Source organism: Bradyrhizobium paxllaeri (genome assembly GCF_001693515.2).
Taxonomy (GTDB): domain Bacteria; phylum Pseudomonadota; class Alphaproteobacteria; order Rhizobiales; family Xanthobacteraceae; genus Bradyrhizobium; species Bradyrhizobium paxllaeri.
Map to the genome: position 1 here is coordinate 2,985,126 of NZ_CP042968.1, position 16,959 is coordinate 3,002,084.

8 protein-coding genes are annotated in these 16,959 nt (G+C 62.4%); 7 read left to right on the forward strand and 1 reads right to left on the reverse strand.

Annotated features, from left to right (window positions below; genetic code table 11):
- The first annotated feature begins 15 nt into the window (after window positions 1-15).
- From rpoB to LMTR21_RS14040, 5 genes are all read left to right on the forward strand, one after another.
- Entirely contained in the window at window positions 16-4,134 is a 4,119-nt protein-coding gene (rpoB, locus tag LMTR21_RS14020; RefSeq protein ID WP_065750109.1) for a DNA-directed RNA polymerase subunit beta, read from the forward strand.
- Window positions 4,135-4,258: 124 nt separating this feature from the next.
- On the forward strand, window positions 4,259-8,458 hold the full coding sequence (gene rpoC, locus LMTR21_RS14025) for a DNA-directed RNA polymerase subunit beta' (protein ID WP_065750110.1): 4,200 nt from the start codon (window positions 4,259-4,261) through the stop codon (window positions 8,456-8,458).
- A gap of 152 nt (window positions 8,459-8,610) precedes the next feature.
- The gene (locus tag LMTR21_RS14030; RefSeq protein ID WP_084030347.1) at window positions 8,611-9,708 is read left to right on the forward strand and encodes a helix-turn-helix transcriptional regulator; all 1,098 of its coding nucleotides are present in this window, start codon (window positions 8,611-8,613) and stop codon (window positions 9,706-9,708) included.
- Between the two features lie 222 nt (window positions 9,709-9,930).
- Complete coding sequence (locus LMTR21_RS14035; RefSeq protein ID WP_065750111.1) at window positions 9,931-11,985, forward strand: FAD-dependent oxidoreductase; 2,055 nt, start codon at window positions 9,931-9,933, stop codon at window positions 11,983-11,985.
- Between the two features lie 242 nt (window positions 11,986-12,227).
- A complete protein-coding gene (locus LMTR21_RS14040; RefSeq protein WP_065750112.1) occupies window positions 12,228-14,252 on the forward strand; it encodes an ABC transporter ATP-binding protein in 2,025 nt (674 codons plus the stop codon).
- Here the strand turns inward: LMTR21_RS14040 and LMTR21_RS14045 are convergent.
- A complete protein-coding gene (locus LMTR21_RS14045) occupies window positions 14,195-15,418 on the reverse strand; it encodes an FAD-dependent oxidoreductase (protein ID WP_065750113.1) in 1,224 nt (407 codons plus the stop codon). The genes LMTR21_RS14040 and LMTR21_RS14045 overlap by 58 nt on opposite strands.
- A 679-nt stretch (window positions 15,419-16,097) precedes the next feature.
- Here LMTR21_RS14045 and rpsL point away from each other — a divergent pair.
- Window positions 16,098-16,469 carry a 30S ribosomal protein S12 gene (gene rpsL / locus LMTR21_RS14050; protein WP_027536823.1) on the forward strand — a complete coding sequence of 124 codons (372 nt, stop codon included), beginning with the start codon at window positions 16,098-16,100 and terminating at the stop codon, window positions 16,467-16,469.
- A 15-nt stretch (window positions 16,470-16,484) separates the two neighbouring features.
- Window positions 16,485-16,955: a 30S ribosomal protein S7 gene (gene rpsG, locus LMTR21_RS14055; RefSeq protein WP_065728814.1), complete on the forward strand. Its 471-nt coding sequence runs from the start codon at window positions 16,485-16,487 to the stop codon at window positions 16,953-16,955.
- Window positions 16,956-16,959: the final 4 nt, after the last annotated feature.

Below are 16,959 nucleotides of genomic sequence, written 5' to 3' on the forward strand. Positions count from 1 at the left end.
AAATGAGAGGCCACGATGGCGCAGCAGACATTCACCGGTCGCAAACGCGTTCGCAAGTTCTTCGGACACATCAAGGAAGTCGCCGAGATGCCGAACCTCATCGAGGTTCAGAAGGCGTCGTACGACCAGTTCCTGATGGTCGACGAACCCCAGGGCGGCCGGCTGGACGAGGGTCTGCAGGCGGTGTTCCGGTCGGTATTCCCGATCTCGGATTTCTCGGGCACCTCGATGCTGGAATTCGTCCGCTACGAATTCGAGCCGCCGAAATATGACGTCGACGAGTGCCGCCAGCGCGGCATGACCTATGCTGCGCCGCTCAAGGTGACGCTGCGCCTGATCGTGTTCGATATCGATGAGGAAACCGGCGCCAAGTCGGTCAAGGACATCAAGGAGCAGGACGTCTACATGGGCGATATTCCGCTCATGACCATGAACGGCACCTTCGTCGTCAACGGCACCGAGCGCGTCATCGTCTCGCAGATGCACCGTTCGCCCGGCGTGTTCTTCGACCACGACAAGGGCAAGACCCATTCGTCCGGCAAGCTGTTGTTTGCCGCGCGCGTGATTCCGTATCGCGGTTCCTGGCTCGACATCGAGTTCGACGCCAAGGACATCGTGTTCGCGCGCATCGACCGCCGCCGCAAGATTCCCGTGACCTCGCTGATGTATGCGCTGGGTCTCGACGGCGAGACGATCCTGTCGACCTTCTACAAGAAGATCAACTACAAGCGCGCCAAGGAAGGCTGGCGCGTGCCGTTCGACGCCTCGCGTTTCCGCGGCTACTCGACCATCAACGACCTGATCGACGCCGACACCGGCAAGGTCGTGCTCGAGGCCGGCAAGAAGCTGACCGTGCGCGCGGCGCGCCAGTTGCAGGAAAAGGGCCTGAAGGCGCTCCGCCTGTCGGATGAAGAGCTGGTCGGCAATTATCTCGCCGAGGATCTCGTCAATCCGAAGACCGGTGAAATCTACGCCGAAGCCGGCGAGGAGCTGACCGAGAAGTCGCTGAAGGCGCTCAACGAGCAGGGCTACAAGGAACTGCCGCTGCTCGACATCGACCACGTCAATGTCGGCGCCTACATCCGCAACACGCTCAACGCCGACAAGAACATGACGCGTGAAGACGCGCTGTTCGACATCTACCGCGTGATGCGTCCGGGCGAGCCGCCGACGATCGATTCGGCCCAGACCATGTTCCAGTCGCTGTTCTTCGACGCCGAGCGTTACGACCTGTCCGCGGTCGGCCGCGTCAAGATGAACATGCGCCTCGAGCTCGACGCGCCCGACACCCATCGCACGCTGCGCAAGGAAGACATCCTGGCCGTCATCAAGACGCTGGTCGATCTGCGCGACGGCAAGGGCGAGATCGACGACATCGACCATCTCGGCAACCGCCGTGTGCGTTCGGTCGGCGAACTGATGGAGAACCAGTACCGCATCGGTCTGCTCCGCATGGAGCGCGCGATCAAGGAGCGCATGTCGAGTGTCGATATCGACACCGTGATGCCGCAGGACCTGATCAACGCCAAGCCGGCGGCTGCCGCCGTGCGCGAGTTCTTCGGCTCCTCGCAGCTCTCGCAGTTCATGGACCAGACCAACCCGCTGTCGGAGATCACCCACAAGCGCCGTCTCTCGGCGCTTGGCCCGGGCGGTCTGACCCGTGAGCGCGCCGGCTTCGAAGTCCGCGACGTGCATCCGACCCATTACGGCCGTATCTGCCCGATCGAAACGCCGGAAGGTCCGAACATCGGCCTGATCAACTCGCTGGCGACGTTCGCGCGCGTCAACAAGTACGGTTTCGTCGAAACGCCTTACCGCAAGGTGAAGGACGGCCGTGTCACCGACGAGGTCGTGTATCTCTCGGCGATGGAGGAGGGCCGTTATCGCGTCGCGCAGGCCAACGTGCCGCTCGATGCCAAGGGCCGTTTCACCGAAGACCTGATCGTCTGCCGTCACGCCGGCGAAGTGCTGCCGATCACGCCTGACAAGGTCGACTATATGGACGTGTCGCCGAAGCAGCTCGTTTCGGTGGCCGCGGCGCTGATCCCGTTCCTCGAGAACGACGACGCCAACCGCGCGCTGATGGGCTCGAACATGCAGCGCCAGGCGGTGCCGCTGGTTCGCGCCGAGGCGCCGTTCGTCGGCACCGGCATGGAAGGCGTGGTGGCCCGTGACTCCGGCGCTGCGATCGCCGCCCGCCGCTCGGGCGTGATCGACCAGATCGACGCCACCCGCGTCGTGATCCGCGCCACCGAAGATCTCGATCCCACCAAGTCGGGCGTCGATATCTACCGGCTGATGAAGTACCAGCGCTCCAACCAGTCGACCTGCATCAACCAGCGTCCGCTGGTGAAGGTCGGCGACATCGTCAAGAAGGGCGACATCATCGCCGACGGTCCCTCGACCGATCTCGGCGAGCTCGCGCTCGGCCGCAACGTGCTGGTCGCGTTCATGCCGTGGAACGGCTACAACTTCGAAGACTCGATCCTGCTCTCCGAGCGGATCGTGAAGGACGACGTCTTCACCTCGATCCACATCGAGGAGTTCGAGGTGATGGCCCGTGACACCAAGCTCGGACCTGAGGAAATCACCCGCGACATTCCGAACGTTTCGGAAGAAGCGCTGAAGAACCTCGACGAAGCCGGCATCGTCTATATCGGCGCCGAAGTCCGCGCCGGTGACATCCTGGTCGGCAAGATCACGCCGAAGGGCGAAAGCCCGATGACGCCGGAAGAAAAGCTCCTGCGCGCCATCTTCGGCGAAAAGGCCTCCGACGTCCGCGATACCTCGCTCCGCGTGCCCCCGGGCGTGCAGGGCACCATCGTGGAAGTGCGCGTGTTCAACCGCCACGGCGTCGACAAGGACGAGCGTGCGCTGGCGATCGAGCGGGAAGAGATCGAGCGTCTGGCCAAGGACCGCGACGACGAACAGGCGATCCTCGACCGCAACGTCTACGGCCGCCTCGCGGAGCTGCTGGAAAACCGCCAGGGCATCGCGGGTCCGAAGGGCTTCAAGAAGGACACCAAGATCACGCGCGCCGTGCTCGATGAGTATCCGAAGTCGCAGTGGTGGATGTTTGCATCCCCCAACGACAAGCTGATGGCCGAAATCGAGGCGATGCGGAAGCAGTACGACGAATCGAAGAAGGGCCTTGAACAGCGCTTCCTCGACAAGGTCGAAAAGCTGCAGCGTGGCGACGAACTGCCGCCCGGCGTGATGAAGATGGTCAAGGTCTTCGTCGCGGTGAAGCGCAAGATCCAGCCCGGCGACAAGATGGCCGGCCGTCACGGCAACAAGGGCGTGGTGTCCAAGATCGTTCCGATCGAGGACATGCCGTTCCTCGAGGACGGTACGCACGCGGACATCGTGCTCAATCCGCTCGGTGTGCCCTCGCGTATGAACGTCGGCCAGATTCTGGAGACGCATCTCGGCTGGGCCTGCGCAGGCCTCGGCAAGCGCATCGGCCAGACCATCGACGGCTATTATCAGAAGCAGGATCTCAAGCCGCTGCGCGAGACCCTGAAGAAGATCTATGGCGACGATGAAACCATCAAGACGCTGAACGACAGCGAGCTGATGGAGCTTGGCAAGAACCTGAGCCACGGCGTGCCGATCGCAACCCCGGTGTTCGACGGCGCGAAGGAAGCCGACATCGAGGAGATGCTGAAGCTCGCGGGCTTCGACGCCTCCGGCCAGTCGACCGTCTATGACGGCCGCACCGGCGACGCCTTCGATCGCAAGGTGACGGTGGGCTACATCTACATGCTCAAGCTGCACCATCTGGTCGACGACAAGATCCATGCGCGTTCGATCGGTCCGTACTCGCTCGTCACCCAGCAGCCGCTGGGCGGCAAGGCGCAGTTCGGCGGACAGCGCTTCGGCGAAATGGAGGTGTGGGCGCTGGAAGCTTACGGCGCGGCCTACACGCTGCAGGAAATGCTGACCGTGAAGTCGGACGACGTCGCCGGCCGTACCAAGGTGTACGAGGCGATCGTGCGCGGCGACGACACGTTCGAGGCGGGTATTCCGGAATCGTTCAACGTGCTGGTCAAGGAAATGCGCTCGCTCGGCCTCAACGTCGACCTGCACAATTCCAAGATGGGACCGGCGCCGACGTCCGAGGCGGCTGAGTAACGCATACGATTTCATGCCCGGCGAACCGCCGGGCATTCGCGCTCGGCTCGGACGTTGAGCGGGGCGCGCACTAAAAGAGTTTCGAATTTGCTGCCGGTGACGACCGGCACGCGAGGAGAAGACGATGAACCAAGAAATTATGAATCTCTTCAATCCGACGACTCCGGCTCAGGTCTTCGACCAGATCCGGATCTCGATTGCGTCCCCGGAGAAGATTCTGTCCTGGTCCTACGGCGAGATCAAGAAGCCGGAGACCATCAACTACCGGACCTTCAAGCCGGAGCGCGACGGCCTGTTCTGCGCCCGCATCTTCGGGCCGATCAAGGATTACGAGTGCTTGTGCGGCAAGTACAAGCGCATGAAGTACAAGGGCATCATCTGCGAAAAGTGCTCGGTCGAAGTGACGCTGTCGCGCGTCCGTCGCGAGCGCATGGGCCATATCGAGCTGGCCGCGCCCGTTGCCCACATCTGGTTCCTGAAGTCGCTGCCGTCCCGCATCGGCCTGCTGCTCGACATGACGCTGAAGGATCTCGAGCGGATCCTGTACTTCGAATATTACGTCGTGCTGGAGCCGGGCCTGACCGCGCTCAAGGACCGTCAGCTGCTGTCGGAAGACGAGTACCTGAAGGCGCAGGACGAATACGGCCAGGATTCGTTCACCGCCATGATCGGCGCCGAAGCGATCCGCGAGCTGTTGAAGGGTCTTGAGCTCGAAAAGCTCGAGCAGTCCCTGCGCGCCGAGATGCAGGAGACCGAGTCCGACATCAAGCACAAGAAGCTCGCCAAGCGCCTGAAGATCGTCGAAGCCTTCCGCTATTCCGGCAACAAGCCGGAGTGGATGATCCTGACCGTGGTGCCGGTGATTCCGCCGGACCTGCGTCCGCTGGTGCCGCTCGACGGCGGCCGCTTCGCGACCTCGGATCTCAACGACCTCTACCGCCGCGTCATCAACCGCAACAACCGCTTGAAGCGGCTGATGGAGCTGCGCGCGCCGGACATCATCATCCGCAACGAAAAGCGCATGCTGCAGGAGGCCGTCGACGCACTGTTCGACAACGGCCGCCGTGGCCGCGTCATCACCGGCGCCAACAAGAGGCCTTTGAAGTCGCTGGCCGACATGCTCAAGGGCAAGCAGGGCCGCTTCCGTCAGAACCTGCTTGGCAAGCGCGTCGACTATTCGGGCCGTTCGGTGATCGTGGTCGGTCCCGAACTGCGTCTGCATCAGTGCGGCCTGCCGAAGAAGATGGCGCTCGAACTGTTCAAGCCATTCATCTATTCGCGGCTCGACGCCAAGGGCCTGTCCACCACCGTCAAGCAGGCGAAGAAGCTGGTCGAGAAGGAGCGTCCCGAGGTCTGGGATATCCTCGACGAGGTGATCCGCGAGCATCCGGTGCTGCTCAACCGCGCCCCGACGCTGCATCGCCTCGGCATTCAGGCGTTCGAGCCGGTGCTGATCGAGGGCAAGGCGATCCAGCTTCACCCGCTGGTCTGCGCCGCGTTCAACGCCGACTTCGACGGCGACCAGATGGCCGTGCACGTTCCGCTGTCGCTGGAAGCGCAGCTCGAAGCGCGCGTCCTGATGATGTCGACCAACAACATCCTGCATCCCGCGAACGGCCAGCCGATCATCGTGCCGTCGCAGGACATCGTGCTCGGCCTCTATTATCTCTCGATCATGCGTGAAGGCCTGCCCGGCGAGGGCAAGATCTTCGGCGACATGGCCGAGCTCGAGCACGCCCTGCATTCGAAGGTCATCCACCTCCACACCAAGATCAAGTACCGGTGGGAAGGCGTTGACGAGAACGGCAAGCAGGCCAAGCGCTGGATCGAAACCACCGCGGGCCGCGTCATGCTCGGCAACGTGCTGCCGAAGAACTCGAAGATTTCGTACGACATCATCAACAAGCTGATGACCAAGCGCGAAATCTCCGGCGTGATCGACCAAGTCTATCGCCACTGCGGCCAAAAGGAGACGGTGATCTTCTGCGACCGCATCATGGCGCTCGGCTTCTACAACGCGTTCAAGGCCGGCATCTCGTTCGGCAAGGACGACATGGTCGTTCCGCACTCGAAGTGGAAGATCGTCGACACCACCCGTACGCTGGCGAAGGATTTCGAGCAGCAGTACAATGACGGTCTGATCACCCATGGCGAGAAGTACAACAAGGTGGTCGACGCCTGGTCGAAGGCTACCGAAGAAATCGCCAAGGAGATGATGAAGGAAATCTCCTCGACCAAGAAGACGCCGAAGGGCGCCGACGCCGACATCAACTCGATCTACATGATGGCGCATTCGGGCGCGCGCGGTTCGCCGGCGCAGATGCGTCAGCTCGCCGGTATGCGCGGCCTGATGGCGAAGCCGTCGGGTGAAATCATCGAGACGCCGATCATTTCCAACTTCAAGGAAGGTCTGTCGGTGCTCGAATACTTCAACTCGACCCACGGCGCCCGCAAGGGCCTCGCGGACACCGCGTTGAAGACCGCGAACTCCGGTTATCTGACCCGCCGTCTGGTCGACGTGGCGCAGGACTGCATCATCACGCAGGACGATTGCGGCACCAAACTCGGCATCAAGATGCGCGCCATCGTCGACGCCGGTACCGTCGTCGCTTCGCTGGCTTCGCGTATTCTCGGCCGTGTCGCGGGCGAGGATCTGCGCGATCCCGCCTCCAATAAGGTCGTGGTCAAGCGCGGCACGCTGATGGAAGAGGCGCATGTCGACGCCATCCAGCAGGCCGGCATCCAGGAAGTGAAGATCCGCTCGGCACTGACCTGCGAACTGGTCAACGGCATCTGCGGCAAGTGCTACGGCCGCGATCTGGCCCGCGGCACGCCGGTCAACCACGGCGAGGCGGTCGGCGTCATTGCCGCCCAGTCGATCGGTGAACCCGGCACGCAGCTGACGATGCGCACGTTCCACATCGGCGGCGCGGCGCAGATCAACGAGCAGTCGTTCGTCGAATCGAACTTCGAGGGCAAGGTCACCATCAAGAACAAGTCCATCGCCCGTAACAGCGAAGGTCACTTGATCGCGATGGTCCGTAACATGGTCGTTGCCATCGTCGATGCCGACGGCACCGAGCGTGCGACCCACCGCATTCAGTACGGCGCGCGCATGCACGTCGACGAAGGCGACATGGTCAAGCGCGGCCAGCGCATCGCGGAATGGGATCCGTACACCCGTCCGGTTCTCACCGAGGTCGAAGGCACCATCGGGTTCGAGGACCTGGTGGAAGGGCAGTCGATCTCGGAAACGCTCGACGAATCCACCGGTATCGCCAAGCGCGTCGTCATCGACTGGCGCGCGTCGCGTGGCGGCGCCGACCTGCGCCCGGCCATCGTGGTCAAGGGCAAGGACGGCAAGGTGCTCAAGCTCGCGCGTGGTGGCGATGCCCGCTACATGCTGTCGGTCGACGCCATTCTGTCGGTGGACACCGGCGCAAAGGTCAAGGCCGGTGACATCCTGGCGCGTATCTCGACCGAAAGCGCCAAGACCCGCGACATCACCGGCGGTCTGCCGCGGGTGGCCGAACTGTTCGAGGCCCGCAAGCCAAAGGACGCGGCCATCATCGCGGAAATCGCCGGCACGATCCGCTTCGGCCGCGACTACAAGAACAAGCGCCGCATCTCGATCGAGCCGATGGACAAGACCGAGGAGCCGCGCGAGTACCTGATCCCGAAGGGCAAGCACATCCATCTGCAGGACGGCGACATCGTCGAAAAGGGCGATTTCATCGTCGAAGGCAATCCGGCGCCGCACGACATCCTGGCGATCAAGGGCATCGAGGAACTCGCTGCCTATCTGGTCAACGAAATCCAGGAGGTCTACCGGCTGCAGGGCGTGCTCATCAACGACAAGCACATCGAAGTGATTGTCCGTCAGATGCTGCAGAAGGTCGAGGTCACCGACCAGGGCGACACCGACATGATCTCGGGCGAGCAGGTCGACAAGATCGAGTTCGACGCGCTCAACCTGAAGGCCAAGGAAGAGGGCAAGAAGCCCGCTACGGGAACGCCGGTTCTGCTCGGCATCACCAAGGCGAGCCTGCAGACCCGCTCGTTCTTCTCGGCGGCCTCGTTCCAGGAGACCACCCGCGTGCTCACCGAAGCCGCCGTCAACGGCAAGGTGGATCCGCTGGAAGGCCTCAAGGAGAACGTCATTGTCGGCCGGCTGATCCCGGCGGGCACCGGCGCCTCGATGGCCAAGATCCGCGAAGTCGCGGTCAAGCGCGACAAGCTGATCCTCGACGAGCGCGAGAAGCAGTCGACGATCGTGCCGACCGCTCCCGAAGCCGAACCGCTGGCGCTGCCGCCGGCGGAGTAAGGGTTCCGTCAGGTTCCAGATCGACAAGAAAGCCGGCTGCGAAGCCGGCTTTTTCTTTGTGCGGAGGAAAGCGATCTGGCGCTTCACCCAGATGGGGGATGCCTGCTATCAAGTCGGCGAGGGGCGTCCTGCCACAACGGTAATAGTTGCTCATGAGCGAGATGGCTCATCTTGAACCCTTGATCGATCGTATTTACGAGGCGGGGCTCGTTCCTTCCCAGTGGCCGGCCCTGCTTGGCGAACTCAGTGCCGCGGTCGGCGGCAATGGCGGCTTTCTGTTCGGCGTGCGGGACGGCTACACAAGCGCGGTCAATTCCGTCGAATATGACAAGCTGATGCCGGTTTTCCTGGGAGAGGGATGGAGCGAACGCGATCCCAATCTGCCGCGTGCCATCGCACTCAATCACGCAGGCTTCGTTACCGACTTCGATCTCCTCTCGGAGGAGGAGATTGCGACCAACGACGTCTATTGCAATTTTTACCGCAAGCACGGCATCGGCTACCGGGCCGGAACGATCATCCCGATGCCGAGCGGCGATTCGATAGCGATTGTCGTGCCGCGGCATCAGGATCTCGGTCCGGTGCCGCGAGAAGTCGTCACCTTGCTGGATGGGCTGCGGCCGCATCTGGCCCGGGCCTCCCTGGCAGCAAATCGCCTTGGCTTCGAGCGCGCGCATGCGCAGGCTGAAGCCTTGCAGGTGCTGGGCCTGCCGGGCGCGGTGCTGCGCGGGCGCGGCCGGGTATTCGCCGCCAACGGCCTGTTCGAAGCGCTGGTCCCTTCGCTGTTTCAGGATCGGATCGAGCGCGTAACGATGACGGCTGTCACGGCGGACGCGCTGCTTGCCGAAGCGCTCGGCCCGAAGTCTCTTGCCGATGGCCGGACCGTGAAGTCAATACCGGTCGCTGCGACGGCAACCCGCGTGCCGATGGTGCTGCATGTCATCCCCGTGCGCGGCGATGCACGCGATATCTTCACGCAGGCTACCGCGCTGTTGGTGGTGACCCCGGTCGATCGCGCCGTGGTGCCGACCGCGGAGGTCTTGCAAGGCCTGTTCGACCTGACGCCGGCGGAAGCGCGGGTGGCGCGGGGCATCGGCCGGGCTGAAACGGTCGACGCACTGGCCGACGCGACCGGCGTCAACCGGGAAACGGTGCGCAGCCAGCTCAAGGCCGTGCTCTCGAAGACCGGCCTCTCGCGCCAGCAGGAGCTTGTCAGCCTGCTTGCCGGCAAGGCATTCCGTGGCGGCTAGAGCACACTGGCCGGCCCATCCGCTGGCCGAATAGGACATCCGCAAGAATACGGTGCGAAGACAAATGGCTGGCGCAAGCCGGCCTTTTTGCTGCTTTCTTTCATTGCTGCGTTGCGAGGACCTGCTTTGTTCATCTTCCCTTCAGGGTGAAAAGCGCTTTTGCTTGCGGTTTAGACCGGCTGCTTTCCAATAGGCAGGGGGCCGGAGGGCGACGGAAACGACATGTTGGATCTTGCAATCGTAGGCGGCGGCCCGGGCGGGCTGATGAGCGCCTGGTATCTGAAGAAAAAGCTCGGCGATCTTTGCCGCGTCACCATCTACGAGGCGTCCGACCGCGTCGGGGGCAAGGTCGTCTCGCGTAAATTCGATTCCGCGCCGGCGATGTATGAGGCGGGCGTCGCGGAAATCTACGATTATTCGATGACCGGCCCGGATCCCCTGCGGGAACTGATCCAGCATTTCGGCCTGCAGACCATCCCGATGGATGCCGAGCAGGTGCAACTCGACGGCGAACTGCTCGCGGATGTTCCCGGCATGCGTCGCAAATACGGCGCGAAAACCGCCGCTGCGATTGAAGCCTTCCGCAAGCGCTGCTCCGACCTGGTGTCGCCGATCGAATATTACGAGGGCGTCGGCGCCCACGACAACGAGCACCCCTGGGCCTACATGACCTGCGAGGAAGTGCTCGACAAGGAAGTCGACGATCCCACCGCCAAGCGCTTCCTCAAGGTGATGGCGCGTTCCGATATCGCGACCGAGAGCCACAATACCAACGGCCTGAACGCGCTGAAGAACTTCGTGATGGATATCGACGGCTATATCGGCCTGTATTCGATCCAGAACGGCAATGAGCAGTTGATCGAGTGCCTGCGCTCGGAAGTCGATGCCGAAATCCAGCTCAATCATCGCGTGCTGAAGGTCGGAAAGACCGCCGCCGGCCGCTACCAGCTCAACATGATGAACGGGAAGGGGCCGGAGACGCGAGATTTCGATCTCGTGCTGATGTGCCTGCCGCATTCCTGGCTCGCCACCATGCGCTGGGATGGCGAAGACCTGCGCAAGTCGATGGTCAAGCACGTCGCCTATTTCGATCGACCGGCGCATTATTTGCGCGTGTCGATCCTGTTCGACGAACCGTTCTGGGGCGAGAAAATCCCCGGCGCCTGGTTCATGTCGGAAGCGTTCGGCGGCTGCTGCGTCTACAATGAGGGCGCCCGCCACGACGTCGGCAGGCACGGCGTGCTCAACTGGCTGATCGCCGGCTCGGATGCGCTGGCGTTTGCCAATCTCAGCGACCAGGAGCTGATCGACGCCGCGCTGAAGTCGTTGCCGCCGCCTCTCGGCAATGCCCGCGATCATTTCATGGAAGGCAAGATCCATCGCTGGTTGTCGTCGGTGAACGCGCTGCCGGGCGGCCTGCCGGTGCGTGACGTCATGACCAACCATCGCCCAGAACCGAAAGAGCATCCGGGCATCGTCGTGGTCGGCGACTATCTGTTCGATTCGACACTGAACGGCCTGCTCGATTCCTCGGATGCTGCGACCGACATCATTTTGACCGAGATGATGCGGCTGCGCCGCGCCCGCACGCAAGCGGGCGAAGCAACGTCCGACAAGATCGATCGCAGCTATTTCGATAATTATCGTGGGCTGGGTCCTTACAGCGAAGTCTGGAGCCGGTTCACCGACCCGGCTTATCTGATCGACCTGATCAGGATCGTCTGGAACAGGGCCAAGGGCTACAAGCTGCTCGTGGCGGGCTCTGCCAGCGGCGAACTGGTCGGCGCGTTGCGCGAACGCGGCATCGATGCCTGGGGCATCGAAAACAACAAGGCGGTCCACGCCAAGACGCCGAAGGCGCTGCGCAAGTTCAACAAGCTCGGCTCCATCGTCGACATGCCGTTCAAGGACGACGAATTCGATTTCGTGTTCGAGACCAGCCTGTGTCACGTCTCCGAAAAACAGGTCCCGCGCGCAGTGCGCGAGCTCAACCGCGTCGTCAAGACCGGGTTGGTGTTCGGGTCGGTGACATCTGACATGGCGCCTGCGCTGATCGACCGCTACGACCTGTTGCGCGGCGTGAAGAAGCTCGGCACCTGGTGGGAATGGTCCGAATTGTTCTTCGGCAACGGCTTCGACCTTTCGATGCACCGGCGCGATTGCACCGATGCGGTGTGGGCGGCGACGCTGGCGGCCAACAAGGGCCCGGGGCAGTGGTACGCCGACGCCGACAGCCTGCGCTATTCGTTCTTCGACAAGGTCGAATCGGAAGACTAGAGCTTCGGTTCTGATTGAATCAGAGCCGAAGCTCCAGATTCTTGTTTTGACGCGTTTTCTTCATGCGAACCGGTGTCCACTTCGCTTGAAAACGCTATTGGCCCCCGGCCGGTTCTGATCAGGGCCGGCCGCTCCAATTGTTTTGCCGAATTCATCCCGATCGCATAGGATCGCCGCGGTAGCATTTTCTGCTGCCGCGTTCGATTTGCGGTCATGCCGGCCGTGCAGCATCGGTTGGTTTCATGGCGTCCAAGCCTCCTTCTTCGGATGATCGGAATCCCGTTCCGGCTGACGATCCGGAGCTCACGAAGAAGCTTGTGCTGGAGGCTGTCGCGCCGCTCACCGGTGGCAAGGCTGCACCTGCCGATGACGCCGACAAAGCCGACAAGAACGCCGAGCTGGACCTCGACGACGATGATGATGACGAGGATCTCGTCGTCTTCACCGCCAAGGAAGCCGCCGGCGCGATGGCGACGATCTACGGCTTCACCAAGCCGTATCTCGGCAATTACAGGAACCTGCTGGTCTTCGTGACCTTCGGCGTCCTGGTCGAGACGCTGTTCAACGTCATCATGCCGTTGAGCCTGAAATTCCTGATCGACGATGCGCTCGGCGAGGAGGACTTCCAGGCACTCTACAAGATCCTCGGTGTGCTCGCCGTCGCCGGCATCGTCACGTCGATCATTGCGGTCTGGTACGAGAAATGGGACGCACGGCTGGCTGCTGGCGTCATCGCTGACGTGCGGACGCGGCTGTTCGAGCACGTCCAGAACCTGCCGGCGTCATATTTCGCCCGGACCAAGCGCGGCGAGATTCTCTCGCGCTTCTCGATTGACCTCGCGGCCTATGAAAGCTCGGTCAAAACCTTCGCCAACAGCGCGGCGCTGCCGTTCCTGGAACTGATCGCCGGCATCATCCTGATGCTGTTTTTGAACTGGCAGCTTGCGGCGGTCGCCTTGCTGATATTCCCGATTACGCTGATCGGGCCGAGGATCCTGACGCCGAAGGCGGTGCAGGCGAATTACGAGCAGAAGCTCAACGAATCGGCGCTGCTCGGCACGGTGCAGGAAAACGTGGCGGCGCAGGCGGTGATCAAGGCGTTCAGCCTGCAGCGCCGCACGCTCGGCTGGTTCACCTTGCGCAACCAGGATGTGCGCATCAAGACCGCGTCCGCGGTCTTCCTCTCCACCATGGTGGAGCGCACCGTCACCATTTCGGTGCTGTTGCTGCACCTCGTCGTGCTGGCGATCGGCGCCTATCTCGCCACCAAGGGCCAGATCACCATCGGCACCTTCGTCACCTTCGAGAGCGCGTTCTGGGAGGTGTCCTACAACATCGCTCATCTGATGCATTTCATTCCGGTGTCGATCCAGTCGGCGGCGGCGGTGCGGCATATCCAGGAATTGCTGGATGAGCCGACGCGCGGGGCCGACCGTGCGGGCGCGCCCGATCTGCCGCGCATCACCAACGACATCAGCTTCGAGCGCGTCACCTTCGCCTATGAAGGCAGCGAGACGCCTGTGCTCGACAATTTCAGCCTCAAGCTCAATGTCGGCAAGCGCATTGCGATCGTCGGCCCCAGCGGCTCGGGCAAGAGCACGTTGCTCAACCTGATCCTGCGGCTCTACACGCCGGACGAGGGGCGGGTGGCGATCGATGGCGTCGATATCCGCCGCGTGACCCGCGAATCCCTGCGCAGCGGTATGGCCATCGTGTTCCAGGAGAACATGCTGTTCAACATGACGATCCGCGAGAACATCCGGCTCGGCAAGGAAGGCGCCAGCGACGCGGAGGTCGAGGAAGCCGCGCGCAAGGCCGAGATCCACAGCTACATCATGAGCCTGCCGCAGAAATACGACACGGCGGTCGGCGAACGCGGCGATACGCTGTCGGGTGGCCAGCGCCAGCGCATCGCGATCGCACGCGCCATCATCCGCAATCCGTCGCTGCTGCTGCTCGATGAAGCGACCTCGGCGCTCGACCAGACCACGGAAGCGGCGATCAACCGCACGCTGCTCAACGTGGCCGAGGGACGCACCATGATCTGGTCGACCCACCGCCTGACATCGGTGGTCGAGATGGACGAGATCATCGTGATTTCAGGCGGCCGTGCCATCGAGCGCGGCTCGCATGCGCAATTGCTCGCAGCCAACGGCGTCTATCGCAAGCTCTGGGACGACCAGGGCCGCACGCCGCACAACGCCACGTCTCAGGCCGACGACGACAATGAAGACGATGACGACGATGAGGATGACGACGAGGAGTGAGCAGGGCGGTTTGAGTCCGCACTGATGGCGTTGCGCATCCGCCGCAACGCGCCTTCGCCGAACCACGCCAGGAAGCGCGCCCAGCGCTGTGCCCGCCAGTACGGCCCGTTCTCGATCGTGACCTTGCGGAAACTGATCGCTTTCCCCATCGACCAGGCGTCGCAGGCCTGCTTGACCGGATCGTCGTAGAAGGAAGCGATCTTGGCTTCGCTCATGCCCTCGGTGGCAAGCCAGGCGGGGATGTGAACGTTGCAAAGCTGCGCCACGTCGGTGAACACCTTGTCGGTGCCGGTGCCGGTGACCGGGCAGGTGGCGGCAAAGGCGTCGCCGACCAGAACGACGCCGGGTTGGCGATAGCCGGTCGAGACATAGACATCGGCCGGGCGGATCTTGACGTCGCCGGCAACGGCGTATTCGCCGGTGATCCGGCGTAGCCGCGGCAGCACGGCGTTTATGGTCTCGACCGGCCTGTGCCGCATCTCGCGCAGCCAGGGGTCGTCGACCTCGCGGTAGACGAAAAGGTTGGCCCGCATCCGCTTTTCGATCGGGAACAGCGTCACATAGGCAACGCGCTCCTTCGTCCGTTCCGAAAAATAGGTCAAAGCCGGGAATTCGAAGGCCGGGCGGCCGACCGGCACGAGGTCGAACCCGATCGAGATCGAATGGCTGGCGCTGATGACCTGGCGCTCGATGCCGAGATTTCGGCGCAGCCCGACGCTCAGTCCATTGGCCAGCACCACCAGCCGCGCCGAGATGGTTTCGCCGTCGGACAGCGTCAGCGTCTGCCGCTCCGCGCTGGTCGCCACGTCCGTCACCTTGGCGTAGACGAGTTCGGCCGGAGGCTGGATTTCGGCGCGGACCGCGCCAACCAGCGCGTCATACATGATGCCGTATTGGCGGCTCGGCTTCTTGTCGAGGAGATAGCCGAATCGCGCGATCCAGTTTTCCCCGTCATGGGTGGCCGAGCGCAGCACCGAATCGGCGATTCCGGTCTGGTAGAAGCGGTCGAGCTGTTCGTCGCCGCTGATTTTTTCGACGCGGAAGTCGAACGGATAGACCTGATGCGGATCGATCAGGACCGTCGGAATTCCCGAGCGTCCGAGCATGGCGGCTGCGGTCGAGCCGGCTAGGCCGCCCCCGATGATCGCAATGTCGGTGTATTTCATAGGGAATCTCGGCCGGGGTGCGACATTTTTGCACCCCGAAAGGCAAACGAAAGCTTAGTCGGAACTCCGGTTTTCTACTGAAAGCGACCAGAATAATGTTTCTGGATATATTTGCCCGGGTAAAATTGGCGACTCGATCGGCACAGGGCAGGGCGGGATGTCGCCTATTTCGGACTTCCCGAATTCAGGCGAAGCGCTGAATCCGCTGCCCCCATAGGCATTTCCAGTGTTCTCGTTTCGCTTGACTTAGCTATCCACCGCTTATAGAAGACGGCCACTTAACGACAGGCGGTGAGCAACGCCAGCGTCGGAACGGAACACCCTTTCAAATCCTTCTGGACTAGAGACGGGCACCAACCTCGACGAATGCCGCTCAAACGCTGTCGATATATTGCTAGGCAATGCCAGGACGATTTTAGTTCTCTTGAGCACGTCCTCTTGAGAGTGAACTCGGATGCATGACCTCGGAAGCAGGCCGGACAGCGACCGCTGATCGGCCTTCAATCGCGGTCCTCTGTGGCGTCGAAGCGCTTTCCGCTCAGCGATGAGTGGTTGGCGCGATTTCGTTTTGCGTGGATGTTTTTTTTCTGCGCAGGGCGGGCCGAACGGAACGGCTAGTTCCGAGAAGAATTTGCGAAAGCCATTCAAGGTTTCGCGTGAACTAAAGGGTGAAGGCTACATGCCGACGATCAACCAGCTGATCGCAAATCCGCGTACGGTACAGAAGTCGCGCAAGAAGGTGCCGGCGCTGCAGCAGTCGCCGCAGAAGCGCGGCGTTTGCACGCGCGTCTACACCACGACCCCGAAGAAGCCGAACTCGGCGCTTCGTAAGGTCGCCAAGGTGCGCCTGACCAACGGCTTCGAGGTGATCGGCTACATCCCGGGTGAAGGCCATAACCTTCAGGAGCACTCGGTGGTCATGATCCGCGGCGGCCGCGTCAAGGACTTGCCCGGCGTTCGCTACCACATCCTCCGCGGCGTCCTCGATACCCAGGGCGTCAAGAACCGTAAGCAGCGTCGTTCGAAGTACGGCGCGAAGCGTCCGAAGTAAGCGGGAACAGATACGATGTCTCGTCGCCATTCTGCCGAAAAGCGTGAAGTCAACCCGGATCCGAAGTTCGGGAACGTCATCATTACGAAGTTCATGAATTCGATCATGTACGACGGCAAGAAGTCCGCCGCCGAAAACATTGTCTACGGCGCGCTTGCCATGATCGAGGCCAAGACCAAGCAGGGGCCGCTCACGGTGTTCGAGCAGGCGCTGGAAAACGTCATGCCGACCATCGAAGTGCGGTCGCGCCGCGTCGGTGGCGCCACCTACCAGGTGCCGGTCGAAGTCCGCTCGGTCCGCCGTCAGGCGCTGGGCATTCGCTGGCTGATCACCGCGGCGCGCGAGCGTAACGAAAAGACGATGACGGAGCGGCTCTCGGCCGAGCTGCTCGACGCGTCGAACAACCGGGGGAACGCTGTCAAGAAGCGTGAAGACGTGCATCGGATGGCGGAAGCCAACCGTGCCTTCTCGCATTATCGCTGGTAACGGC